Here is a 22,340-nt window from a genome sequence, read left to right on the forward strand (position 1 = left end):
GATGGCAATTGAACTGAAGATGCCCGCCCTCTCCCCCACGATGGAAGAGGGCACGCTGGCCAAGTGGCTGGTCAAGCCCGGCGACACCGTTAAGTCGGGTGACATCCTGGCCGAAATCGAAACTGACAAGGCGACGATGGAATTCGAATCCATCGACGAAGGCACGATCGGCGAACTGCTGGTTGCCGAAGGCACCGAAGGCGTGAAGGTCGGCACCGTGATCGCCACGCTCCAGGGCGAGGACGAGCCGGCCGCACCGGCCCCCGCGCCTGAAGCGGCCCCGGCCGCTGCTGCCGAACCGGCTGCCGATCCCAAGGCCCAGGCCGCCGCCGCCATCGCGCCCAAGCACGACGCCAAGCCCGCTGCCGATCCGGAAATTCCGGCCGGCACCACGATGGTCCCCACCACCGTGCGCGAAGCCCTGCGCGACGCCATGGCCGAGGAAATGCGCGCCGACGACGGCGTGTTCGTGATGGGCGAGGAAGTCGCCGAGTACCAGGGCGCCTACAAGGTGACCCAGGGGCTGCTCGAGGAATTCGGCCCCAAGCGCGTGATCGACACGCCGATCACCGAATACGGCTTTGCCGGCATCGGTGCGGGCGCGGCGATGGGCGGGCTCAAGCCCGTGATCGAGTTCATGACGTTCAACTTCGCCATGCAGGCGATCGACCACATCATCAACTCGGCCGCCAAGACCAACTACATGTCGGGCGGCCAGATGCGCTGCCCGATCGTGTTCCGTGGCCCCAACGGCGCAGCCGCGCGCGTGGGCGCGCAGCACAGCCAGAACTATGGCCCGTGGTATGCCGCGGTCCCCGGTCTGGTGGTCATCGCGCCTTATGACGCTGCCGATGCCAAGGGCCTGCTCAAGGCCGCGATCCGCAGCCAGGACCCGGTGGTCTTCCTCGAAAACGAACTCGTCTATGGCCGCACCTTCGATGTGCCGCAGCTTGACGATTTCGTGCTGCCGATCGGCAAGGCCCGCGTGGTGCGCGAAGGCAAGGACGTGACGATCGTGTCGTACTCGATCGGCGTGGGCTTTGCCCTGGATGCGGCCCAGCAACTGGCCGATGAAGGCATCGACGCCGAAGTGATCGACCTGCGGACGCTGCGTCCGCTCGACAAGGAAACCGTTCTGGCCAGCCTTGCCAAGACCAACCGCATGGTCGTGGCCGAGGAAGGCTTCCCGGTCTGCTCGATCGCGTCGGAAATCATTGCCATCGCCATGGAAGACGGCTTCGATCACCTCGACGCCCCGGTCCTGCGCGTGTGCGACGAAGACGTGCCGCTGCCTTATGCCGCCAACCTCGAAAAGGCCGCGTTGATCGACGCAGGCAAGATCGTGGCTGCGGTGAAGAAGGTCTGCTACCGCTGAAACGCGGTGGCTGATCCGTTTTGATGCAGGATCTGATCGATGGCTTGCCGCCGCTGGAACGGTTGGCGGCAAGCTATGCCCCGGCGGCCACGCGCCCGTTGTGGATCGGCTATTTCGCGCTGGAACAGCGCCTGGCCGATGCCGCGCGGGAAGGGCGCGATGCAATCATGATCCAGTTGCGCCTCGCCTGGTGGCGTGATCGCCTGGGCGAGGATGCAGCCCGCTGGCCCAAGGGGGAGCCCTTGCTGGCCGCCCTTGGCCCCTGGAACAGCGCGCGTGATGCGCTGGCCGGCCTGGTCGATGGCTGTGAAGCGCTGCACGTGGGCGAAGAAGGCCCGGCCGCGCTCGATGCCGCCCGCGTGGGCGTGATGGCCGCGCTGGCACAGCTTTCCCACGTTACCGATATTGCCCCGGTGGAACAGGCGGCGCGCGAATGGCGCGGGCTGGTTCCCCCGTCCTTGCCGGCACCGGGCTTGCCCCGCGCGATGCGGCCACTGGCGCTGTTGCGCGGCATGGCCTTGCGTGAAGATGGCGCATCGCCCTTGCGGCGTTTTCTGGCGGCCATGCGCCTGGGCCTGCTCGGCCGCTGATCCTGCCAAATCGGTCTCGCTTCCCTCTATGGAAGCGCCCCGCGCAAACGTAAAATTACGTAACGCGAGGGGGATGGCAATGAACAGGACATTGGTGGGTGCGCTGGGTGCATTGATGCTGGTGGCCGCGGGCGTGTTCTGGTGGCAGGGCCACGCCGCCGTGCAGCGTAGCCAGGCCGTTGCCGCCGTCCCCACCGGCAGCCCACCATCGGGTGCGGCGGAGGACGAGAGCCTGCCAACCGCCGATGGCGATGGCCTGCAGGGCGCAGCCCTGCCGCATGCGAGCGAGGCGACGCGCGAACAACGCCGCTTCGACCGGTTCGACAAGGATCGCGATGGCCGCATCACCCGCAACGAGATGCTCGCCCCCCGCGCCAAGGATTTCCGCAAGCTCGATACCGATGGCAACAACTTGCTCAGTTTCGAGGAATGGGCGGTGAGCACCGACAACAAGTTCAAGGCCGCCGATGCCAACGGCGATAGTGCCCTGACGCGCACCGAATTTGCCACCACCAAGCAACAGGCGAAAAAGCCCGCCTGCAAGTGCCATTGATGGCTGCGCGTGATCAGCGCAGCGCGGCAAGCACCGGTTCGAGCGTATCGAGCAAAACGGTGGGGGCATCGCGCGGCGCCAGGTCTGCGCCGGTCTTCATGATTCCGGTGGTCAGGCCCAGGGCCATGGCGCCAACGCTGTTGGCCATGCGCATTTCCAGGGCCGGATCATCGCCCACCACCACCATCGACCGCGCGGCGCTGCGCGGCAGGCCCATGACATCGCGCGCGACATCGAACGCGACGCGCGCCGGCTTGCCCAGGATGCGCGCGCGCTTTCCGCTCATGGCGGTCAGCATGGCATTGATTGCAAAGCTCGATCCGATGGCGCGCCCCGTGGCCGTGGCAAAGAACGGCACGTTGCTGGCGGTAAACAACCGCGCGCCGTGCCACAGCGATTCGCACGCGGCCTCCAGCGCGGCAAAATCGAATTCGCGAAACCAGCCGGTATAGACGGCGTCCACTGGACCGGCCGGCTCTGCCGGATCGATCACGTCGAGGCCCAGCGCATGCAACGGCGCCGCGCACCCGGCGTTGCCCAGTACGCGCACGCGGCGAAGGCCTTGCGCCGCAAACCACGCCGCCGCGGTGGCCGAAGGCGTCAGCATCTGATGGTCTTCCACCGGAAAGCCGGCGCCGCGCAGCGATGCTGCATAGTCGGCCGGGGCCTTGGCCGTGCCATTGGTGAAGACCACGTAGGGCGTGCCGCGCGCTTTCAACGCTTCAAGCAAGGCGATCGCATGGGGCAGGGCCTTGTGCCCGCCGCTCTTGGCATCGCCCAGCGCGATGGTGCCGTCCATGTCGAAGATAAAGCCGGCGGCATCGCGCAGGCGGGCGGCATGATCGGGGGAAAGCGGGCTCACAGGCTGGCTCCGGCATGAAGGGCAAGGCGAAATCCGGGGCGCTCCACCACCAGGTTGCGCGCGTGCGGTTGCGCCGCGAGTTGGCGCAACAGGGAAAGCAGTGGCGCAGCCTCGGGCGTGTAAGTGGCGCGCGATGGGCCGACCGCCAGCATCGCGTCCACCTGTTCCCCCGGCATGACCGCACGCAGCAGGAATTCCTCGTCGGGCAAGTGGTGGCCGAACTGGCGGCGCAAGTCCGCCAGGGCGGGGAACGTGGGTTCGTTTTCCAGCTCGCGCGCGCGCGGACGGTCCATGATCGTGGCAAGCACGGCCGGGTCGATGGGGGAGGTCGGCTTGCCGAACTTGCCCAGGCAATAGCGGATCACCTGGTCGGAAACCTGGGCATAGCGATGCGTGCCGATCACGTTGAACAGCGCCTGGCTCATGACCATCTGCGGAAACGGCGTGACCATGATCGGATAGCCCAGTTCCGCGCGCACCTGCCCGGTTTCGGCAATCACCGCGTCGAGCCGGTCGGCCAGGCCCAGTTCGGCCAACTGGCGCGCCGTGGTGGTCATCACCCCGCCGGCAATCTGGTGGCGCAGGAAACTCGCATCGAAGTTCTGCGGCGCGCCGGGCGGCAGCCCTTCGGCCAGGGCCACGCGCTGCCAGTAATGCGTCAGCCTTGCGAGCGCAGCCTTGTCGATTTCCACGCTGTGGCCGGCGTCTTCCAGGTTGGCCACCATGCGGTTGGCCTCGGGCAGCGACGAGCCGTCGCCTCCTGGCCCGACGCCCACGTGCACCGCGGCAATGCCCAGCTTGGCCGCTTCCAGGCTGGTCAGCATGCCTTGGCCGATCGTGGTGTGGGCATGGATTTCCAGTGGCTTGGCGCCGATCACGGCCTTGACCGCCGGTACCAGCGTGCGCACCCGGTCCACCGAAAGCAGCCCGCCCGGGTCCTTGATGTAGAACAGGTCGATCTCAGGGCACTGCGCCAGAGCGCGGGCGAATTCGGCATAGAATGCATCGGTGTGGATGGCCGAGAGCGTAAAGGTCAACGCAGCCATGACCTGGGCGCCGCCTTCCTGCTTCACCAGGCGCGCCGCCTCGATCACCGCGGGGACTTCGTGCATCGGATCGAGCAGCACGAAGCGGCCGACGCCGTTGACCTGCAACGCGCGATAGACCAGCCGCATGAATTCCGGATCGGCTTGCTGCCAGGCGATGAAGCGCAGCCCGGTGGTGATGAATTGCAAAGGCGTGCTGGGCATGGCGGCGGCCATGCGGCGCAGGCGCTCCCACGGGTTGTTGCGGAAATAGCGGACGGCCACGGCCATGTGGCTTGATGAGGTGAAGTCGATCGCGGCAAACCCGCAGGCCTGGGTAAGCGCGGCAGCCTGCAACATGTGCGCCGTGTGGAGGCCGGTGGCGCCCCACAGGCTCTGGTTGCCGTCGCGCATGGTCACGTCGACAAGGCGGATCGCGGTCATGGGTTTGATCCTGTTGGGTTAAGGCCTGCAAGAAAGCCGGTATCGACACCGCCCGCGACAAAACGGGGATCGGCCAGGATGCGGCGGTGAAGCGGGGCGGTGGTGGGCAAACCCTCGATCGCCAGGTGGCGCAAGGCCGCGTCCATGCGCGCCACCGCCTCTGCGCGGGTGGCGCCGTGAACGATCAGCTTGCCCACCAGCGAGTCGTAGAACGGTGGCACTTCGCCGCCATTGGCAATGTGACTGTCGACGCGGATGCCCGGGCCGGCCGGCCAGGCCGCGCGGCGGACGGTGCCGGGGGAAGGGCGGAAATCGGCATCGGGATCTTCGGCGTTGATACGCACTTCGATCGCGTGGCCGTGCGGGCGCACCATTGTTTGCGTCAGCGTCAACCGATGGCCCATCGCCACCAGCAGTTGCTGCTCCACCAGATCGACGCCGGTGATCGCCTCGGTCACCGGGTGCTCCACCTGGATGCGGGCGTTGAGTTCGAGGAAATAGAACGAGAAATCATCGGCATCGACCAGGAATTCGGCCGTGCCCGCGCCGCGATAGGCAATGTGGCGCGCCAGGCGCACGGCGGCCTGCTCGATGGCGGCCCGCGCTTCCTCCGGCATGGCCGGGGCGGGGGCTTCCTCCACCAGTTTCTGGAAGCGGCGCTGGATCGAACAATCGCGCGTGCCCAGGTGGATGGCATTTGTGCCATCGCCCAGGATCTGCACTTCCACATGGCGGCCGCGCGCTACAAACCGTTCGACATAGACCGCCGGATTGCCGAACGAAGCCTGCGCCTCGGCCCGCGCCATGGCCAATGCCGCATCGAGTTGGTCGGGCGCGTCCACCCGGCGCATACCCTTGCCGCCGCCGCCCGCGACGGCCTTGAGCAGCAAAGGATAGCCTGTCTGCGCGGCGCGGGCAGCCACGTCTTGCGCCGTTTCCGCGTCTCCGCCGGGCAGCACGGGCAGGCCGGCCGCCAGGGCCAGCGCGCGGGCGGCCAGCTTGTCGCCCATCCCCTCCAGCGTTTCCACCGCCGGGCCGATAAAGACCATGCCTGCCTGCGCCACCGCGCGGGCAAACGCGGCGTTTTCGGACAGGAAGCCATAGCCGGGATGCACGGCGTCGCAGCCTTGCGCCTTGGCCGCGGCCACCACCGTTTCGATGGCGAGGTAGCTTTGCGCCGAAGGCCCGGGGCCCAGCAGCACCGTGGCACCGGCAAGCTGCGCCGGCAGCGAGGCACTGTCCGCCTCCGATACCCCGAGCACGGTCTCGATCCCCATCTTGTGGGCCGTGCGCAGCACGCGCAAGGCGATCTCGCCGCGATTGGCGATGAACAGGCGCTTGATTGTCATGGGTTTTCGCTTTCAGCAGAGGCGCAAGAGCGGAGCACCCTTGGCCACCAGCGCGCCGTTGGCGGCCAGCACCGCCGCCACCGTGCCGGCGCGCCCGGCATGGACCGGGTTCATCAACTTCATGGTTTCGACGATGCCCACCACGGTGTCGGGCGTCACCGCATCACCCACCGCAACGAACGGCGGCGCGCCGGGCTGGGGCGCATGATAGAATGTGCCGGGCAGGGGGCTGGCCACCACGTCGGGATCGGCAGCCGCTTCGGCAGCGGTCTCATTGCTGGCGGCAGGGGCATTGCCGGCCCATTGCCATTCCTGCGTCATGCCTTCCTCCGCCCCCGCATCGCTACCTTGCGGGCGTGACACGCGCAGGCGGAAGCGGCGGGTGGCCAGGTCCATCTCGCGATAACCCGAATGCGCCAGGATTTCGGCGATCTCGGCAACATCCTCGGCAGTCAATGGCAGGTCTGCGGTCATGTCGGTCCCTTCGGGCGGATCAGGCCGCGCACGCGGCGGTTTGGGCCAGCAAGGCGCGGGCAGCGGCGATCACCGCATCGGAAAAGGCTTCGTCGTTGAAATGGGCGTCCACCATGTTCACCGGCACGTGCGCAGGCATCACCTCGCGCAGGTATTGCGCAAAGGGCGGCGGCACGGACGGGTCCATGATGTGGCCGGCCGGGCTGTCATGGCTGGAAAAGCCATGCAGCGGCGTGATCACCTGAACCGGCCCCTGGGCCGCGCGCACGTTGGCGGCCAGGTGATCGGCCAGCACCTTGAGGTCGTCCAGCGTGGTGCGCACGGCGGTAAGCTGCGGGTTGTGTTCGTGATAGCGGCGGCCCGGGAACTGGGTGCGTGCCACGTCGATCGGCCCGGCGATGATGAAATCGGCGTTGCCGGGCGCCAGGATCGTGGGGATGCCGCGCGCCAGCGCCGCCCGCCCACGATCGGGCCCACTATCGGCCAGGCCGCCCATCAGGTGATCGAGAATCTCGGTCTGCGAGAGATCGAGCACCAGCGCCACGTCCTTGGCCTGGGCCAGGCCATCGAGCGTCGGCCCGCCCGCGCCGGACGAATGGAACACCATGACTTCGCAGCCATCGCTTTCCAGCGCCTGGCGAATGCGGCGGACCGAGGCCTCGGTCGTGCCCAGCGTGGTGATCAGCACCAACGGCTTTTCGGCCGGGGCATTGCGATCGAAACCCAGTGCCATGCCGGCCACGGCGCGGGCTGCGTTGCGAAACACATCGCGGCTGATGGTGTTGAGGCCGGAAATATCGGTCACCGCGTTCATCATCGCGATGTCCTTGATGCCCATGTACGGCTTGGTGAAGCCCGAGGCCATGGTCGAGACGATCAGCTTGGGCAGCCCATAGGGAAAGCTCTGCATCAGGGCACCGGCCAGGGCCGAACCCATCGAGCCGCCGATGGCCAGGATGCCCGAGATCGGCTCGCGCGCGTCCCAGGCATGGGCCGCGGCGATGGCCCCCTTGATCATCGCGGCCTGGCATTTCCCCTCATGCCCCAGCGCGCGCACGTCCTCGATCGTCAGGCCGGCCGCCTGCGCCACGTCTTCCGGGCTGATTTCCGCCCCGCCCACGGTGCGCCGCACGCTGGGATCGAGATGCACCACCCGCACGCCGGCCGATTCTAGCGCGGCACGGGTAAAGCGGGCCTCTTCCTCCTTGGTATCCTGCGTGATCACGAGCAGCACGCTGGGCGCCTTGGCTCCCTGGCTTTGGTTCATGGTCGTTTTCCTCTCCCTCGCCATGATGTTGCGCCAACGGATTTGACTTTGCCACTGGCTGCGCCATTCTTCCGTTTCACAAGATGAAACCATAACGAGCCGCGCATGCGGCCGGGGGACGGGATGCAGGATCGGAAGGTAAAGACCGTCCGCGCGCTGGAGCGTGGACTCGATGTCTTGCTACAGGTGCAGGCGCGTCGCGCGGCCAGCCTGCATGAAATGCACATGGCGCTGGGCCTGCCCAAGGCCACCTTGCTGCGCATGCTGCAAACACTCGGGCAGAAAGGGTTGATCTGGCAACGGCTTGCCGACGGCGCCTATCTGCCGCACGTGGACGCGCGGGCGCGCTCGCAGGCACTGACGCTAGAGCATGTGGCCGAAGTCGCCTCACCCTGGCTCAAGGCCTTGTCCACGCGGGTGTCGTGGCCCTCGGTGCTGGCCATGCCGCGGCTTGATCACATGGAGATCGTCGAAACCAACAGCCCGCTGTTCCGCCTCGATTCGGCCACGCTCGGCCCGGTGGGGGTGAAGCTCTCGTATATCCACACCGCCACCGGCCGCGCCTATCTTGCCGCTTGCCGCGAGGAAGAGCGCGAGGCGATCATCGCCCGCCTGCGCCCGCGCCATCCGCAAGAGGGCAGCGAGGCGGATCTGCGCACGATTCTCGCCGAAACCCGCGCACGCGGCTATGCCACGCGCGAGCCGCTGCATCCCTGGCCCGACCGGTCGCGGCAATTGGTCCTGCGCGACGGGCGCCGGTCGATGGCCGTGCCGATCCTGCTCGACGGCGTGCCCGTGGCCTCGATCAACATCACCTGGCCAGCCAAGCGCGGGACCGACGATGCCGTGATGCTGCGCCACTTGGGCGCGCTCAAACACACCGCGCGCGAGATCGCCATGGCGATCGAACGGGCTGCTCTCGCCGCAGAAGGGCGTGCGCCCGCTGGCGCCGTAATCGCCCGTTTTGCCGGCGCGGCGGTGGAAAGCGTTTCACCCAGTGAAAATAGTTAGTGTAGCTGATTAATTTGCGCGACGGCTGTGTCATGATCGGCAACAAGGCGTAAGAACATACCAGATGCCTTGGGGGAGATGGACGGCTGTATGCGGCAATGGCTTATTCGCAAGGGCGCGCAATCGCTTGACGACATGGCTTTGGCCCAGGTGCCACAGCCACGGCCCGGCCCCGGCGAAGTGGCAGTGCGGGTTCACGCCTGTTCGCTCAATTATCGCGATCAACTGATTCCGCTCGGGCACTATTTCGGTGGCGCTGTCGATCGGGATACCGTGCCTCTGTCCGACGGCGCGGGAGAGATCGTCGCGCTGGGCGAGGGGGTGGCGGGCCTGGCCGAAGGCGATCGCGTCGCCGGCCTGTTTTTTCAGAATTGGCAGGACGGGCCGCCCAATCCCGGCGCCGGCCCGGCCCTGGGGGCGCCGCCTGCCACCGGCATGTTGCAGGACGTGGTGATCCTGCCGGCGCATGGCGTGGTCAAGCAAGCACAAAGCCTGTCGTATGATGAGGCCGCCTGCCTGCCTTGTGCCGGCGTGACCGCGTGGAACGCACTGATGGAAGGGCCGCGTCCGGTCGGGCCGGGGCGCTCGGTGCTGGTGCTGGGCACGGGCGGCGTGTCGCTGCTCGCCGCGCAGATTGCGCTGGCTGCCGGCGCGCGCGTGATCGCCACGTCGTCCTCCGATGAAAAGCTGGAGCGCGTGCGCGCCTTGGGCGTGCACGAAACGATCAACTACAAGACGACCCCGGATTGGGGCGCGCGGGCGGCCGAGCTGGCCGGGGGCGGCGTCGATCACGTGGTCGAGGTGGGCGGCGCGGGCACACTGGCGCAAAGCATCCAGGCGGTGGCCTTTGGCGGCGAAATCGCGCTGATCGGGGTGCTGACGCGCAGCGGTGACACCAGCCCGCACGGACTGATGATCAAGGGCGCGACCTTGCGGGGCATTTTCGTGGGGTCTGCCGCCATGGCGCAGCGGTTGCACGCGTTCATCGACGCGCACGGGATCAAGCCGGTGATCGACCGGCGCTTTGCCATGGAAGAGGCCCAGGACGCCTGGCGTTATCAAGCCTCGGCAGGATTGTTCGGCAAGGTCGTCATCACGCTGTGATGGGCGGTTTGCTGCAAGACGCGTGACACGGCCCGCCAGCGGCCGGCACGCACGAAGGGAAGAGGATGTCGCGGGGCAGGGCCCGGCGCCGGGTGTCCGGCGAACCCCCTGCACGCGCAAGGGAAAGGACAACGTGCCTTGGACAAGGTAACGCCAGCCGCCACGCGCCCAGCCATGCTGGGCTATGGCCAGCCGATCGGGGGGATCTGCCAGACGGCGTTCGTGGTGCGCGATATCAACGCGGCCATCGATCACTTCATTCGCGATTGTGGGGCGGGGCCGTTTTTCCTGCTCCCCCATTTCCTGACTGAGGGCCAGATCTATCGCGGCACGCCTTCGAATGCCGACGTGGCGATCGCCATGGGCTTTGCCGGGCACATGCAGATCGAACTGATCCAGCCGCTCGACGATCACCCCTCCGTCTACCGTGAAACGGTGGAGGCGCGCGGCTACGGGTTTCATCATGTCGGGATTGCCTGCCTCGACGTGGATGCCGTGCTGCCCGGCTATCTGGCGCGCGGCTATACCCTGGCTTTCCGCGCCCCGGTGCCGACCGGCGGCGCGGTGGCCTACCTGGAAGGCGGCCACGATGCGGCCCCTGGTTTTGTCGAACTGATCCCGGCCACGGCCGGCATGGACAGCCACTTCACCGCCATGTGGCGCGCGGCCTGCGATTGGGACGGCCGCGATCCCGTAAGGCCGTTCCTGTGAGCCCGGCCGCCTTGGCGGGCAAGGCCCGCGCCGGCAGCGGCTATCAGGTATGGGTTACCGGGCTTCTCAGCCTCAACTTCGGTATCCTGTTCTTCGATCGCAACGCGCTCAACTTTCTCATGCCCTTCGTGCAGCCCGACCTGGGGCTGACCAACACGCAAGTGGGCCTGTTTTCCTCCGCGCTGTCGCTCACCTGGGCGCTGTCGGGCTTTGTCGTCGGCCGTGTGTCAGACCGGCTGGGCGCGCAAAAAGCGGTGGTCGTGGTGGCGACCCTGGCCTTCTGCCTGTGCTCGGTGGTGTCAGGCTTTGCCACGTCGTTCCTCATGCTGCTGGGCGCGCGTTTGCTGATGGGCGCGGCCGAAGGCGGGGTGATGCCGGTCAGCCACGCGATGATCGTGGGCGAAGTGGCGCCAGAGCGGCGCGGCCTGGCCATGGGCGTGGCGCAGAACCTGGGATCGAATCTGCTGGGATCGGGCCTTGCCCCGATCCTGCTCGTCCCTCTGGCGGTGGCCTATGGCTGGCGCGAAGGGTTCTATCTGGCTGCGGCGCCGGGCGTGATCACCGCCGCGTTGATCTGGTTCACCCTGCGCGAACCACCTGCGGTGCACCATGATGGCGATGCGCCACGCGTCACGCTGCGCCAGGCCTTTGGTCATCGCAACGTGGTGCTTTGCGCGCTGATCGCGATCCTGCTGGTGTCGTACCTGGTGGTGTGCTGGGCGTTCATGCCGCTGTTCCTGACCAAGGGGCGTGGCTTTGATCCGGGCACGATGGGCTGGCTGATGGCCACGCTCGGCATTTCTGCCGGGATCGGCAGCTTCGCCGTGCCCGCGCTGTCCGATGCGATCGGGCGCCGCCCGGTGATGATCGGGTTCTCGTTCCTCGGTGCGATCCTGCCGCTCGGCGCGATCCATTATGGTGGATCGGCCTGGGTGCTGGGCGCGATCTTCTTCTTCGGCTGGGCGCTGAATGGCCTGTTCCCGATGTTCATGGCCACGATTCCCGCCGAAAGCGTCGATCCACGCCTTACCGCCACGCTCACCGGCGTGGTCATGGGCATCGGTGAAGTGCTGGGCGGCGTGCTCAGCCCGTTCCTCGCCGGGGCGCTGGCCGATGCCTATGGCCTGGCCGCGCCGGTCTGGCTGATGCTGGGGTTGTGCCTGCTGGCCGGAATTCTTGCGTTGGGCCTGAAGGAAAGCGCGCCGCGCGTGGTGGCCCGGCGCGCCAATCGTGCCTTCCCCGCTCCCGCGGCGGAGATCGGCTTGCGGACCTGAAGTTTCGTTTTCGTTGGGGGAGTTCACGCTGATGAATGTCGTGCAACGCTACGCCACCGATGCCATCGCGCCCGACCAGCGCCTGGCCTATTGGAACGACTTGGTCGATCGGATCTACACCGGCACTTACGTGAACACGCAAGGGCGCGATTTCACGGGCGAAATGTGGTCGTGGACGGTGGGTGACCTGGCCATGATCCGGCCCCGCTCCACCGCCTCGTTCGTGGGGCGCCAGGGGCATGACGCTGCGCAGGAGCGGCTGATCCTGCACCTGCAATGCCGGGGGCGCAGCCTGCATCGCCAGGGCCAGGCCGAAAGCTTGCTGGAAGCGGGCGATTTCGTGATCGGATCGCCACACCAGGCCTATACGCTCGATCTTTCCGCGCACGAACTGCTGGTCGTGGAATTCCCGCGCGCGCCGTTGGCCGAGCGGGTGCCTGGGCTGGACGACATGCTCAGCCGCCGCCTGTGCGGGGCAAGCCCGGGGGGGCGGGTGTTCCACGATTTCCTGCGCTCGCTGTGGCACCAGGGGGACCAGAGCGGACAGGACCCGCAATGGCAGCAGGGCGTGAGCGGTGTGTTCTTCGATCTGGTCGCCCTGGCCATGCGCGGCGCCACGCGGCCTGAAGAACGGGTGACCGACCATGCGCTGCGTGACAAGGTCATGGCCCTGGTCGACGCGCATCTGGGCGATCCGGCGCTGCGCACGCTGACCTTGGCGGATGCCTGCCACACGTCCGTCCGCACGATCCAGAACCTGTTTGCCACGATGGGCACCACGCCCAGCGCCTATATCCTGGAACGCCGCCTGGTCCGCGCGGCCGAGCGCATCACCGGCAACCCTGCCGCCAGCATTACCGAAGTCGCATTCGAGATGGGCTTTAACGACAGCGCCTATTTCGCCCGCTGCTTCCGCCAGCGCTTTGGCGTGGCGCCGCGCGCATGGCGCACGCGCAACTGACGTCTTTTTCGGGGCGCTTTGCGCGAGAATCCTGATCGGATTGCGCGCCAATGCAAGCGCGGGCGGCCCCGAAAGCCTAGCATCGACCACAGCGGAACAGGTGTCAGGGGCACTTGTGACAAACCGCACCAAAAAAGGGAGAGAGTCCATGAAGTTCGCACCGGTATCGGTGGGCGCGCTGGCCATTGCGCTGGCCAGCCCGGCGATGGCGCAACAGGCGCCGCAGGCCAACGCCGCAGCCCAGGGGGAGGCTCAGGCCAGCGGCAACGGCGGCATCCAGGAAATCGTGGTGACCGCGCAGAAGCGCGCGGAAAACGTCCAGGACGTGCCGATCGCGATCAGCGCCTTCACCGCGTCTGCGCTGCAAGAACGCGCGGTGACCAGCGTGTCTTCGCTGTCGAACATCGCGCCGAACGTGACGCTGGACGCCGGCACGCCGTTTTCGGGTTCGAGCCAGGTGCTGGCCGCCTATATCCGCGGTATCGGCGCCAACGATTTTGCCTTCAACATCGATCCGGGTGTGGGCATCTATCTCGACGGGGTCTATCTGGCCCGCTCGGTGGGCGCCAACCAGGACCTGCCCGACGTTGACCGCGTCGAAGTGCTCAAGGGCCCGCAAGGCACGCTGTTTGGCCGCAACACCATCGGCGGCGCCATCTCGATCGTCACGCACGATCCGGGCGACAGCTTCCGTTTCGTCGGGTCGGCGATGACCGGCAGCTACAGCCTATTCAGCGCCAAGGGCACGGTCGACATGCCCCTGGCCGACAAGCTGTCCTCCTCGGTCAGCTTTGCCATCACCAAGCGCGATGGTTACCTGCACCGCATTCCCTATCCCGGCGCCAGCAACTATGCCTTCGATCCGATCACCTCGCTCAAGGCGGCCGGCTATGGCAACCAGGGTTATGGCACCGAAGGCGGTGACAACACCTGGAATCTGCGCGGCAAGATCCGCTACAACGGCGTCGGTTTCAAGGCGACGCTGACCGGCGACTACAGCAAGACCGATACCTCGCAGATCGCCAACAAGGTGATCACCACGTTCCCGGCGGTCTTTGCCGGCACCTATAACTGCGCGATCGCCGGCAATCCCACCGTCACCGTGGGCGGGGTGAGCGGCGCGTGCGACAGCTTCATCGGTGGGCCACCCTCGGCGGCATTCCTCTATCGCCGCGGCGGGCTCAACTCGATCCTCGATCTGCCGGCGATCTATGGCGTCAATGCCGACAACAACCCCGACAACAACCGGCTGCCCTATGACAACCGGTTCGTGACCAACAACATCGACACCTCTTATGCCAATGGCAACAACTTCAACAAGTTGAAGCAGGGCGGCGCGGCGCTGACGCTCGATTTCGATCTGTCCGACACGGCCTCGATCAAGTCCATCACGGCCTATCGCGAACTGCACTGGGTGGTCGGGATGGATCTCGACAACTCGCCGCTCAACTTCCTCCATACCAGCTTCTCGATGAACCAGAAGCAGTTCAGCCAGGAGCTGCAGCTCACCGGCACGGCGATGGAGAAGAAGCTCAAGTACGTGCTGGGCGCCTATTACTTCCGCGAAAGCGGCGACCTGCACGACTATGTGACCTTTGCCGAAGGGCTGCTTCAGGTTGACGGGCCCAACACCCTCGCCACCAAGAACTATGCGTTCTACGGCCAGGTGGACTATGCCCTGTCAGACCTGCTGGCCTTCACGGTGGGTGGCCGCTACACCCACGAAGACAAGGAGTTCGAAGGGTTCCAGTCCGACGCCAACGGCCTGAACTACAAGCTGGCCAACTATTTCGGCGATCCCAACTGCGCTTCGCTCAATCCGATCAGCGATGCCTGCCGGGTAGACAACGGCTTCCCCAACGCCGGCCAGCCGCTGCGCTATTACGTGGCGGGCGTGCAGCACAAGAAGTTCTCCAACTTCTCACCCAAGATCGGTGTGCAGCTGCACCCGAACGACGACGTGATGATCTACGCCAGCTGGTCCAAGGGCTACAAGACCGGCGGCTGGACCACCCGCCTGTCCAACCCGCTGCCCTATGCCCCCGGCTTTGGCGAGGAAAAGGCCACGACCTGGGAAGCGGGGCTCAAGTCCGAACTGCTCGATCGCCATCTCCAGATCAACGGCGCGGTGTTCCTCACCGATTACAAGGGCATCCAGCTCAACTTCCAGCAGGGCGTTTCTCCCACCATCCAGAACGCGGGCGATGCGCGGATCAAGGGCTTTGAAGTGGAAGTGGTGGCCGCGCCCGCGCGCGGGCTCACCGTCACGGGTTCGCTGGGCTTTACCGATGCCAAGTACACCAGCGTCGATGGTCCCGCACAGGTGGCCGCTTCCACGCTCCAGGCTGGCGTGCGCGAAGGGGTGACCCTGCCCAAGACGCCCAAGTGGAAGTTCAACGTCTCGCCCCGCTACCAGGCTGACCTGGGCAGCCACGGGACGGTGGTGTTCCTGGCCGATGTCACGTTCACCAGCACGATGAAGAACGATACCGAAGGCACGTTCCTGCTCGATCGTCCCAGCACCACGGTGGTCAACGGCTCGGTCACCTATCGTGCGCCCGGCGGTGTGTGGGAACTGACGGCCGGTGGCACCAACCTCACCAACGAGCGCTATCTCACTACCGGCCAGGCGCAGCTTGCCGGCGGCCAGATCTACGGCACCTACAGCCGCCCGGCCGAATGGTATGCCCGCGTTGGCGTGAAGTTCTGATCTTTCGCACCGGGCGGCCACCCCTGGCCGCCCGGTGTACCCCCTGGAGAGCGACGATGCCCGAAGCCGCACACACCGAATTCTGGAAAGACATCAAGCCGGTGGAGAAAGTCTTCCGCGATGGTGGCTTGCCCGAAGTCTACCTGCCCAAGATCGCCGAGGGCGACGAACGCTATTGGGTGCCGATCAGCGAAACCGTGTTTTCCAAGCCGGTGTGGATCAGCCCGGCCAAGAACATGTGGGCCGACGTGCTGATGAGCAAGCAGGCCGGCCTGGTCAACCGCCACTATCACCCCCACCCGATCTGGGCCTACACGATCAGCGGGAAATGGGCCTATCTCGAACATTCCTGGACCGCCACGGCCGGTGATTTCGTCTACGAGACGCCGGGCGAGAGCCACACCCTGGTCTGCTATGAACACGAAGACCCGATGAAAGTGTTCTTCGTGGTTTCCGGCCCGCTGATGTGGCTGGACGAGGCGGGCAACACCATCGGCCACTATGACGTGTTCGACTATATCGCCGCCGCCCGTGCGCACTATGCCGCCGTCGGCATCGGCGCCGATTACGTCGACACCCTTATCCGCTAAGCCAACGGAGCCCCCCATGACCGTTATGACAGCCCCTCCGTCCGACAAGGCGGCCATCGTTGATGTGAAATTCCCGCACAAGGCACTGGTCGAGCGGCTCAGCCCCGGCGGCCGCTATATCGACGCGGCCACCGATGTAGACAGCCCCTGGGTGCCGTTTGGCGACAATGCCGCGATCAAGCACCTGGCGTTCGATGTGCGGCAGAACCTGTTTTCCAACATCCTGTGGGTCAAGGCGCCGGGCGTGATCGGCACGCATTTCCATCGCGGCACGATCACGATGGTCTGCCTCGAAGGATCGGTTCGTTATCTGGAGTATGACTGGGTGGCAACGCCGGGCGGGCTGATCCTGGAAACGCCGGGCGAAAGCCACACGCTGGTCACCGACCACCCGCAGGGGTGCAAGCTGTTCGGCTGGATGCAGGGCCCGATCGATTTCTACGACGCGGACGCCAACCTGGTCGATACCACCGACGTGTGGTGGTTCATCAACCACTACGAAACGCATTGTCGGGCCCACGGCATCCCGATCAACCCCAAGCTCTATCTGTAAGGCGCCCACCATGGCATCGATGAAAGCACCGCCGTCTTCGGCCTATGAAATCGTCCAGGTTCCCGAGCTTTACGGTGACCTGATCCGCGCACGGGGCGTGGAAGGGACTTATATCGGCGCCAGCGAAGCGGAAAGCCCGTGGGTGCCGTTCGGCGACAACGCGGCGATCCGCCACCTGGCGTTCGACGTGCGCGAGAACGTCTACGTCAACATCCTGTGGATCAAGGGGCCGGGCGTGATCGGCACGCACAAGCACCGTGGCCGCGTCTGGGCAATCGGGCTGGAGGGCTCGTTCCGCTACCTGGAATACGATTGGGTCTGCCGGCCCGGCGAATTCATCACCGAAACGCCCGGCACGGCCCACACCCTGGTGACCGACGATCCGAACGGCATGAAAGCGCTGTTCCACATGCAGGGCGCCAACGAATTCTTCGACGCCCAAGGCAACCACGTGGAAACGCTGGATGTCTGGTGGTTCATGAACCACTATGAAAGCTACTGCCGGGAACACGGCATTGCCATCAACAAGCAGCTCTACCTCTGATCGCAGGGGCGGTGTGATGCAGGCGCCCTCGCTTTCGCTTCCCGTCCTCGGCGGGCCGCCCCGCGGCACGTACTTGCGTGATTGCTGGTACGTGGCCGGCTGGGCCGATGCCTTGGACGAAACGCCGATCGACCGCGTTTTCCTGGAAGAGCCGGTTGCGCTGTTTCGTGACGAGGCGGGCGCGGCGCATGCCGTGGGCGGGCGCTGTCCCCACCGCTTTGCGCCGCTGGGGCAGGGCAGGGTGGTTGAGGGCGCCCTGGCCTGCCCCTATCACGGGCTGCGTTTCGATGGCAGCGGTGCCTGCGTCTTCAATCCCCATCCCGGTGGCCAAGTGCCCGCCGCGCGGCTGCCGGTCTATCCATTGGAAGAGCGGCACGGCTTGCTGTGGATCTGGATGGGCGCGGCCGATCGGGCCGATCCCGCGCTGATCCCGGATTTTGCCTGGCTGGTCGATCCGGCCTGGGCGGTGGTGCGCGGTGCCACGCGAGCCGAGGGACACTATGAACTCTACAGTGACAACATCCTCGATCTCAGCCACGCCAATTTCGTCCATCCCGCGCTGGTCGCCCGCGCCTTTACCGAAGGCGAGCGGCGGTTCTGGCAGGATGGCGAAACCGTCCACGCCGAATATGTGCGCCTGAACGATACCCTGTCCGACGGGATCGGCGCCATGCTGGGTCGGGTGGGTGAGCCGCAGGATTTCTATGGCGAAGTCACCTGGCATGCGCCCGCGGTCTTGCGCTTCGACTATATCGCCGGCCCGCCGGGCACGCCGCGTGCGCAGTGCACGCTGCTGCCCTCGCTCCATGCCTTCACGCCCGAAACGCCCGACACCACGCATTACATCTGGGCCACCGGCCGCGATTTCGCGCTGGACGACGCAGGTTTTTCCCAGGCCATGCAGGCCGCGCTGGAACACGCGTTCGAGCGCGAGGACATGCCGATCATCCGCGACAGCCACCGCCTGATGCGCGGGGCCGATTTCTGGGACTTGAAGCCCCTGGTGCTGGGCGGCGATGGCGGTGGCATCCGCGCCCGCCGCCTGTTGCAGCGCCTTATCGCGCGCGAACGGGGATCAGCCCCGGCCGAACACGAAGCCGCCGTCTGAACGGCGCGCCCCCCTTGGAGAGGAATATCATGGCCATTCTCGATCGTTTCAGCGTTGCCGGCCGCAGCGCGCTGGTCACCGGCGCTGCCAGCGGCATCGGCCTTGCTTATGCCCAGGTCATGGCCGAAGGCGGTGCGGCGGTAACGCTTGCCGATATCGACCTGGAGGGCGCCGAGCGCGAGGCCGCCCTGCTGCGCGAGGCCGGGCACGATGCGCGCGCCGCGCACTGCGACGTGTCCAGCTTCGAGGCCGTGGCCGCGGCGTTCGACGATCACGCCACGGCCTTTGGCGGGCTCGACATCTGCTTTGCCAATGCCGGCATCGATGCCGGCGCCGGCTTCTGGAACCCGGCCGGGCATCGCAATCCCGAAGGACAGGTCGATACCTATGACCCCGCGCGCTGGGACAAGTCGATCGCGGTCAACCTCAACGGCGTGTTCTACACCATCTCCAACGCCGTGCGCATCATGAAGCAGCCGGGCCGCGCCAATGGGCGCAGCGGCGGCTCGATCATTTGCACGGCTTCCAATGCCGGGCTGGTGACCGAACCGATCGTGGGCCTGCCCTATATGCCCGCCAAGGCCGGCGTGCTGCACATGGTGCGTGCGCTCGGGCTGGAACTGGCCGAGTTCCGCATCCGCGTGAACGCCATTGCGCCCGGCCCTTTCGTCACCAACATCGGCGGCGGCTGGCTTAAGAAAGACCCGGTGGCCCGCGCCGCCTGGGACGCGATCGTCCCGCTGGGCAAGCTGGCCGAAACCGAACAGATCAAGCCGCTCGCCCTGCTGCTGGCTTCTGACGCATCGGATTACATGACCGGCAGCCACGTGGTGATCGACGGCGGCATGATGCTGGGCAAGTACCAGTAATGCGTGCGGTCGTGATGCAGGGGCTGCACAAGCCCCTTGCCGTGGAAACCGTACCCGATCCCGTGCCGCACGAGGGCGACCTGGTGGTGCGGGTGGGCCGCTGCGGCATCTGCGGGTCTGACCTGCACATGACGGAGGACGCCGCCTATGGCCAGGGCGCGGGATCGATCCTGGGCCATGAATTTGCCGGCGAAGTGGTGGCGCTCGGTCGGGGCGTGGAAGGCTGGCAGATCGGCGATCGCGTGGCGGTCAGCCCGCTGAAAAGCTGCGGAACCTGCCCTGCCTGCGTGGCCGGCGAAGTGCAGTGGTGCGACGCCTTCGGCCTTCAGGGCGGGGGCTATGCCGAATATGCGCTGACCCGGCCCAACCAGTGCGTGCGCCTGCCGCAAAGCGCCAGCCTTGCCGATGGCGCGATCATCGAGCCGCTGGCCGTCGCGCTCCATGGCCTGGGCCTTTCCGGCCTGCGCCGGGGAGACAAAGTGCTGGTGCTGGGTGCAGGCCCGATCGGCCTGGCCGTCGCGTTCTGGGCGCGCCAGTTGGGTGCCGGGCGCGTGGTGGTGCAGGACATTGCCGATTGGCAGCGCGATCGCGCGCTCGCCATGGGCGCGCACGATTTCGTGGTGGCGCCCGATGATCCGGTGGGCGCCGCGCACCGCGCGCTGGGCGGGCCGGCCGATCTGGTGTTCGAATGCGTGGGCGTGCCCGGCCTGATCGCGCAAGGCGTCAGCCAGGTGCGCAATCGCGGCACGATCGTCTTGCTGGGCCTGTGTACCCGGCCAGACACGCTCAATACCTTTGCCATGCTGTCCAAGGAAGTGCGCCTCGTCACCTCGGCCTTCTTCACCCGCCAGGAATATGAAGCCGCGCTCGATGCGCTTGATCGCGGGCTGGCGCAGCCCCGCTTGCTGGTGACCGACACGATCGCCTTGGCGCAAACCCCCGATGTGTTCGAAAGCCTGCGCCACCGCACCCACCAGTGCAAGGTGCTGATCGAACCGGGCGCCTGACGCTCTTTCGCCCGCCCCATTTTGCCGCTATGTCTTTGGCAAGCCTGCTTCCAGCCAGGCGGCAAAGGGGGCAAGCGATGGGCATGAAACGGTATGGCCGCACCTGGATGGCAGCCCTGGGCGCTGGGTTGGCTGCTGCGGCGCTGCTGGTACCGGTGGGCGCTGCGGCTCGTGCGCCGCTCGACTGCCCCATGCGCGATGCGCCATTTTCGGCCGATCTGCCGCTGATCGACGTGCTGGCGGATCCCGCTGCGGCCGCGATCCTGCGCGGCCAGGCAGGCGCGCAGTTGGACAAGGCGCCACCCGGCTTCCTCGGCACCACGGCGCCCAGCTTCGCCGCGATCCTTTCGGTTCGCCAGGGTGGGCCATTCCTCGGGCTGGAGCCCGCTGCCATCGCCCGCATCGATGCCGCCTTGCGCAAGCTGCCGGTTACTGCGCAGACCAAGGTCGCCCGCTGTGCCCGTTATGACGCCACGCCGCTGGGCGCGGTGCCCCAAGGCCCGCACCCGCGGGTTCTGGTGTTCGAAAAAATCAACGGGTTCAAGGATAAACCCAGCGTAGACGCGGCGCATGCTGCGCTGCTCGATCTGGCCAAGGCGCATGGCTGGACCATCCTTGCCACCGATCGGGGCGGGGCGTTCACGCTGCCCACGCTGCGCCATTTCGATGTGGTGGTGTGGAACAACATTTCGGGCGACGTCCTCACCGTGTCGCAGCGCAAGGCCTTTCGCCAATGGCTGCAGGCGGGCGGCGCCTATCTCGGCATTCACGGCAGCGCGGGCGATCCCGTGTGGTTCTGGCCGTGGTATGCCGATACCTTGCTCGGCGCACGCTTCATCGGCCATCCGATGACACCGCAGTTCCAAGCCGCGCGGATCGCGATCGAAAGCGATGATCCGGTGCTGACCGCCGGCTTGCCCCAGAGCTGGACCTGGACCGACGAGTGGTATTCGTTTGCCAAGAGCCCGCGCACCACGGGCGCGCGCATCCTCGCCACCTTGGACGAAAGCACGTACGATCCCAAGGGCATGCACGGCGAAAGCCTGGCAATGGGCGATCATCCCATCGCCTGGACGCGGTGCATCGGCCGGGGGCGGATGTTCTATTCCGCGATCGGGCATCGGCCCGAAAGCTATGCCGATCCGCGCTATCGCACGATGATGGCCAATGCGGTGGCCTGGGCAGCGGCGCCGGCCAGCTGCGCGCGTTGATCAGGCGCCGTCGGCCGCCGCCATGAACGCGCGCAGCAACTGCTGCCCGTGCGCGCTGTCGGCATTGGCGGCGCGCAGATCGGGCACCGAAAAGCCCGCGCGGCCAATCGCGTCGGCATAGACGTCATAGCTGCCGGCCATGATCTGCGCGTCGAATTCCGGGTGAAACTGCACGCCCCAGGCATTGGCGGCATAGCGCACCGCGTGGTGGGGATCGTGGCGGCTGGTCGCCAGCACGTCCGCCCCGGCCGGCAGCGACAGCACCGACTGGAAATGGAACACCATCATTTGCGCCAGGTCGGGCAGGGGGGCAAACAGCGGGTCTTGCGCGCCGGCCGGCGTGCGCGCCACATCCACCGTGCCGAACATCGCCCCGCGCGGATTGTCGGCCACCGCGCCGCCCAGCGCATGGGCCAGCAACTGGTGGCCAAAGCACACCCCCAGGATCGGTGCGCCTTGTGCCATGGCGGCGCGCGCCCAGGCGGCGGTGCGCTCGATCCATGGGTGGCCATCGGTCACCATGTCGATCGCGCCGGTGATGATCGTGGCGCGCACGTCTGCCGGATCGGGTAGGGGCGCATCCTGATAGACTTTCACCGACAGGATCTCGTCTGGCGCCACGCCACAGCCGGCGCCGAACCACGCCAGTTCATCGCCGCGCAGGGCGCAGACGGCGGGCATGTCGTCATAGGATGTGGCGGGCTGGATGATCAGCAGCGGCTTGGCCAAGGCTCAGGCTCTTTCGTCG

The 22,340-nt window shown here is 66.6% G+C and carries 22 protein-coding genes; 16 read left to right on the forward strand and 6 right to left on the reverse strand.

Translation table 11 applies throughout. From position 1 onward, the window contains the following. Position 1: 1 nt before the first annotated feature. The 3 genes from FHW94_RS06770 to FHW94_RS06780 all read left to right on the forward strand — a co-directional run bounded on the left by FHW94_RS06770 (position 2) and on the right by FHW94_RS06780 (position 2,518). Positions 2–1,375 (forward strand): pyruvate dehydrogenase complex E1 component subunit beta, encoded by a 1,374-nt coding sequence (locus FHW94_RS06770; RefSeq protein WP_168554911.1) that lies wholly within the window; start codon positions 2–4, stop codon positions 1,373–1,375. A gap of 23 nt (positions 1,376–1,398) precedes the next feature. Further along, the gene (locus FHW94_RS06775; RefSeq protein ID WP_168554912.1) at positions 1,399–1,965 is read left to right on the forward strand and encodes a hypothetical protein; all 567 of its coding nucleotides are present in this window, start codon (positions 1,399–1,401) and stop codon (positions 1,963–1,965) included. A 79-nt stretch (positions 1,966–2,044) separates the two neighbouring features. Next, the gene (locus FHW94_RS06780) at positions 2,045–2,518 is read left to right on the forward strand and encodes a hypothetical protein (RefSeq protein ID WP_168554913.1); all 474 of its coding nucleotides are present in this window, start codon (positions 2,045–2,047) and stop codon (positions 2,516–2,518) included. A gap of 13 nt (positions 2,519–2,531) precedes the next feature. On the opposite strand, the gene FHW94_RS06785 is transcribed toward FHW94_RS06780, so the two are convergent. From FHW94_RS06785 to FHW94_RS06805, 5 genes are read right to left on the reverse strand one after another with little or no spacing between them, the layout of a single operon-like run. Beyond that, a complete protein-coding gene (locus FHW94_RS06785) occupies positions 2,532–3,380 on the reverse strand; it encodes an HAD hydrolase-like protein (protein WP_349237452.1) in 849 nt (282 codons plus the stop codon). Further along, positions 3,377–4,849 carry a biotin carboxyl carrier protein gene (locus FHW94_RS06790; protein ID WP_168554914.1) on the reverse strand — a complete coding sequence of 491 codons (1,473 nt, stop codon included), beginning with the start codon at positions 4,847–4,849 and terminating at the stop codon, positions 3,377–3,379. Before FHW94_RS06790 ends, FHW94_RS06785 begins: the two co-directional genes overlap by 4 nt. Next, positions 4,846–6,198, reverse strand: a complete 1,353-nt coding sequence (locus FHW94_RS06795) for a biotin carboxylase N-terminal domain-containing protein (protein WP_210425466.1) — start codon at positions 6,196–6,198, stop codon at positions 4,846–4,848. The genes FHW94_RS06790 and FHW94_RS06795 overlap by 4 nt, the downstream gene beginning before the upstream one ends. Positions 6,199–6,210: 12 nt before the next feature. After that, complete coding sequence (locus FHW94_RS06800; RefSeq protein WP_210425467.1) at positions 6,211–6,672, reverse strand: acetyl-CoA carboxylase biotin carboxyl carrier protein subunit; 462 nt, start codon at positions 6,670–6,672, stop codon at positions 6,211–6,213. Between the two features lie 19 nt (positions 6,673–6,691). Continuing rightward, a complete protein-coding gene (locus FHW94_RS06805; protein WP_168554915.1) occupies positions 6,692–7,939 on the reverse strand; it encodes a Tm-1-like ATP-binding domain-containing protein in 1,248 nt (415 codons plus the stop codon). Between the two features lie 123 nt (positions 7,940–8,062). Between FHW94_RS06805 and FHW94_RS06810 the strand changes: the two genes are divergently transcribed. The 13 genes from FHW94_RS06810 (at position 8,063) to FHW94_RS06870 (ending at position 21,592) form a co-directional block, all read left to right on the forward strand. Continuing rightward, positions 8,063–8,950: an IclR family transcriptional regulator C-terminal domain-containing protein gene (locus FHW94_RS06810; protein ID WP_168554916.1), complete on the forward strand. Its 888-nt coding sequence runs from the start codon at positions 8,063–8,065 to the stop codon at positions 8,948–8,950. Between the two features lie 90 nt (positions 8,951–9,040). Continuing rightward, positions 9,041–10,054 carry an NAD(P)-dependent alcohol dehydrogenase gene (locus FHW94_RS06815; protein ID WP_168554917.1) on the forward strand — a complete coding sequence of 338 codons (1,014 nt, stop codon included), beginning with the start codon at positions 9,041–9,043 and terminating at the stop codon, positions 10,052–10,054. A 138-nt stretch (positions 10,055–10,192) separates the two neighbouring features. Further along, on the forward strand, positions 10,193–10,765 hold the full coding sequence (locus tag FHW94_RS06820) for a VOC family protein (protein ID WP_246865908.1): 573 nt from the start codon (positions 10,193–10,195) through the stop codon (positions 10,763–10,765). After that, complete coding sequence (locus tag FHW94_RS06825) at positions 10,762–12,039, forward strand: MFS transporter (protein WP_168554918.1); 1,278 nt, start codon at positions 10,762–10,764, stop codon at positions 12,037–12,039. The genes FHW94_RS06820 and FHW94_RS06825 overlap by 4 nt, the downstream gene beginning before the upstream one ends. 31 nt (positions 12,040–12,070) lie before the next feature. After that, entirely contained in the window at positions 12,071–13,000 is a 930-nt protein-coding gene (locus FHW94_RS06830) for a helix-turn-helix domain-containing protein (protein WP_168554919.1), read from the forward strand. A gap of 148 nt (positions 13,001–13,148) precedes the next feature. After that, entirely contained in the window at positions 13,149–15,710 is a 2,562-nt protein-coding gene (locus FHW94_RS06835; RefSeq protein ID WP_168554920.1) for a TonB-dependent receptor, read from the forward strand. A gap of 56 nt (positions 15,711–15,766) precedes the next feature. Further along, positions 15,767–16,300: a 2,4'-dihydroxyacetophenone dioxygenase family protein gene (locus tag FHW94_RS06840; protein WP_168554921.1), complete on the forward strand. Its 534-nt coding sequence runs from the start codon at positions 15,767–15,769 to the stop codon at positions 16,298–16,300. A 16-nt stretch (positions 16,301–16,316) separates the two neighbouring features. Then, positions 16,317–16,853: a 2,4'-dihydroxyacetophenone dioxygenase family protein gene (locus tag FHW94_RS06845; protein WP_168554922.1), complete on the forward strand. Its 537-nt coding sequence runs from the start codon at positions 16,317–16,319 to the stop codon at positions 16,851–16,853. A gap of 10 nt (positions 16,854–16,863) precedes the next feature. Beyond that, positions 16,864–17,397 carry a 2,4'-dihydroxyacetophenone dioxygenase family protein gene (locus FHW94_RS06850; protein WP_168554923.1) on the forward strand — a complete coding sequence of 178 codons (534 nt, stop codon included), beginning with the start codon at positions 16,864–16,866 and terminating at the stop codon, positions 17,395–17,397. Between the two features lie 16 nt (positions 17,398–17,413). Further along, positions 17,414–18,505: an aromatic ring-hydroxylating dioxygenase subunit alpha gene (locus FHW94_RS06855; RefSeq protein WP_168554924.1), complete on the forward strand. Its 1,092-nt coding sequence runs from the start codon at positions 17,414–17,416 to the stop codon at positions 18,503–18,505. A gap of 29 nt (positions 18,506–18,534) precedes the next feature. Continuing rightward, a complete protein-coding gene (locus FHW94_RS06860; protein WP_168554925.1) occupies positions 18,535–19,374 on the forward strand; it encodes an SDR family NAD(P)-dependent oxidoreductase in 840 nt (279 codons plus the stop codon). Then, positions 19,374–20,381 (forward strand): alcohol dehydrogenase catalytic domain-containing protein, encoded by a 1,008-nt coding sequence (locus FHW94_RS06865; RefSeq protein WP_168554926.1) that lies wholly within the window; start codon positions 19,374–19,376, stop codon positions 20,379–20,381. The genes FHW94_RS06860 and FHW94_RS06865 overlap by 1 nt, the downstream gene beginning before the upstream one ends. A 77-nt stretch (positions 20,382–20,458) precedes the next feature. Then, positions 20,459–21,592: a ThuA domain-containing protein gene (locus tag FHW94_RS06870; RefSeq protein WP_168554927.1), complete on the forward strand. Its 1,134-nt coding sequence runs from the start codon at positions 20,459–20,461 to the stop codon at positions 21,590–21,592. On the opposite strand, the gene FHW94_RS06875 is transcribed toward FHW94_RS06870, so the two are convergent. Further along, complete coding sequence (locus tag FHW94_RS06875) at positions 21,593–22,321, reverse strand: glutamine amidotransferase (RefSeq protein ID WP_168554928.1); 729 nt, start codon at positions 22,319–22,321, stop codon at positions 21,593–21,595. It abuts the gene before it with no gap. Positions 22,322–22,340 lie beyond the last annotated feature (19 nt).

The sequence above is a fragment of the Novosphingobium sp. SG720 genome, assembly GCF_012275365.1.
Taxonomy (GTDB): domain Bacteria; phylum Pseudomonadota; class Alphaproteobacteria; order Sphingomonadales; family Sphingomonadaceae; genus Novosphingobium; species Novosphingobium rhizosphaerae.

Excerpts from the sequence above, each read along its gene's own strand:
- FHW94_RS06770 (WP_168554911.1), top strand. The coding sequence starts at position 2 with ATGGCAATTGAACTGAAGATGCCCGCCCTCTCCCCCACGATGGAAGAG.
- FHW94_RS06775 (WP_168554912.1), top strand. The coding sequence starts at position 1,399 with ATGCAGGATCTGATCGATGGCTTGCCGCCGCTGGAACGGTTGGCGGCA.
- FHW94_RS06780 (WP_168554913.1), top strand. The coding sequence starts at position 2,045 with ATGAACAGGACATTGGTGGGTGCGCTGGGTGCATTGATGCTGGTGGCC.
- FHW94_RS06790 (WP_168554914.1), bottom strand. The coding sequence starts at position 4,849 with ATGACCGCGATCCGCCTTGTCGACGTGACCATGCGCGACGGCAACCAG.
- FHW94_RS06795 (WP_210425466.1), bottom strand. The coding sequence starts at position 6,198 with ATGACAATCAAGCGCCTGTTCATCGCCAATCGCGGCGAGATCGCCTTG.
- FHW94_RS06800 (WP_210425467.1), bottom strand. The coding sequence starts at position 6,672 with ATGACCGCAGACCTGCCATTGACTGCCGAGGATGTTGCCGAGATCGCC.
- FHW94_RS06805 (WP_168554915.1), bottom strand. The coding sequence starts at position 7,939 with ATGAACCAAAGCCAGGGAGCCAAGGCGCCCAGCGTGCTGCTCGTGATC.
- FHW94_RS06810 (WP_168554916.1), top strand. The coding sequence starts at position 8,063 with ATGCAGGATCGGAAGGTAAAGACCGTCCGCGCGCTGGAGCGTGGACTC.
- FHW94_RS06815 (WP_168554917.1), top strand. The coding sequence starts at position 9,041 with ATGCGGCAATGGCTTATTCGCAAGGGCGCGCAATCGCTTGACGACATG.
- FHW94_RS06830 (WP_168554919.1), top strand. The coding sequence starts at position 12,071 with ATGAATGTCGTGCAACGCTACGCCACCGATGCCATCGCGCCCGACCAG.
- FHW94_RS06835 (WP_168554920.1), top strand. The coding sequence starts at position 13,149 with ATGAAGTTCGCACCGGTATCGGTGGGCGCGCTGGCCATTGCGCTGGCC.
- FHW94_RS06840 (WP_168554921.1), top strand. The coding sequence starts at position 15,767 with ATGCCCGAAGCCGCACACACCGAATTCTGGAAAGACATCAAGCCGGTG.
- FHW94_RS06845 (WP_168554922.1), top strand. The coding sequence starts at position 16,317 with ATGACCGTTATGACAGCCCCTCCGTCCGACAAGGCGGCCATCGTTGAT.
- FHW94_RS06850 (WP_168554923.1), top strand. The coding sequence starts at position 16,864 with ATGGCATCGATGAAAGCACCGCCGTCTTCGGCCTATGAAATCGTCCAG.
- FHW94_RS06855 (WP_168554924.1), top strand. The coding sequence starts at position 17,414 with ATGCAGGCGCCCTCGCTTTCGCTTCCCGTCCTCGGCGGGCCGCCCCGC.
- FHW94_RS06860 (WP_168554925.1), top strand. The coding sequence starts at position 18,535 with ATGGCCATTCTCGATCGTTTCAGCGTTGCCGGCCGCAGCGCGCTGGTC.
- FHW94_RS06865 (WP_168554926.1), top strand. The coding sequence starts at position 19,374 with ATGCGTGCGGTCGTGATGCAGGGGCTGCACAAGCCCCTTGCCGTGGAA.
- FHW94_RS06870 (WP_168554927.1), top strand. The coding sequence starts at position 20,459 with ATGGGCATGAAACGGTATGGCCGCACCTGGATGGCAGCCCTGGGCGCT.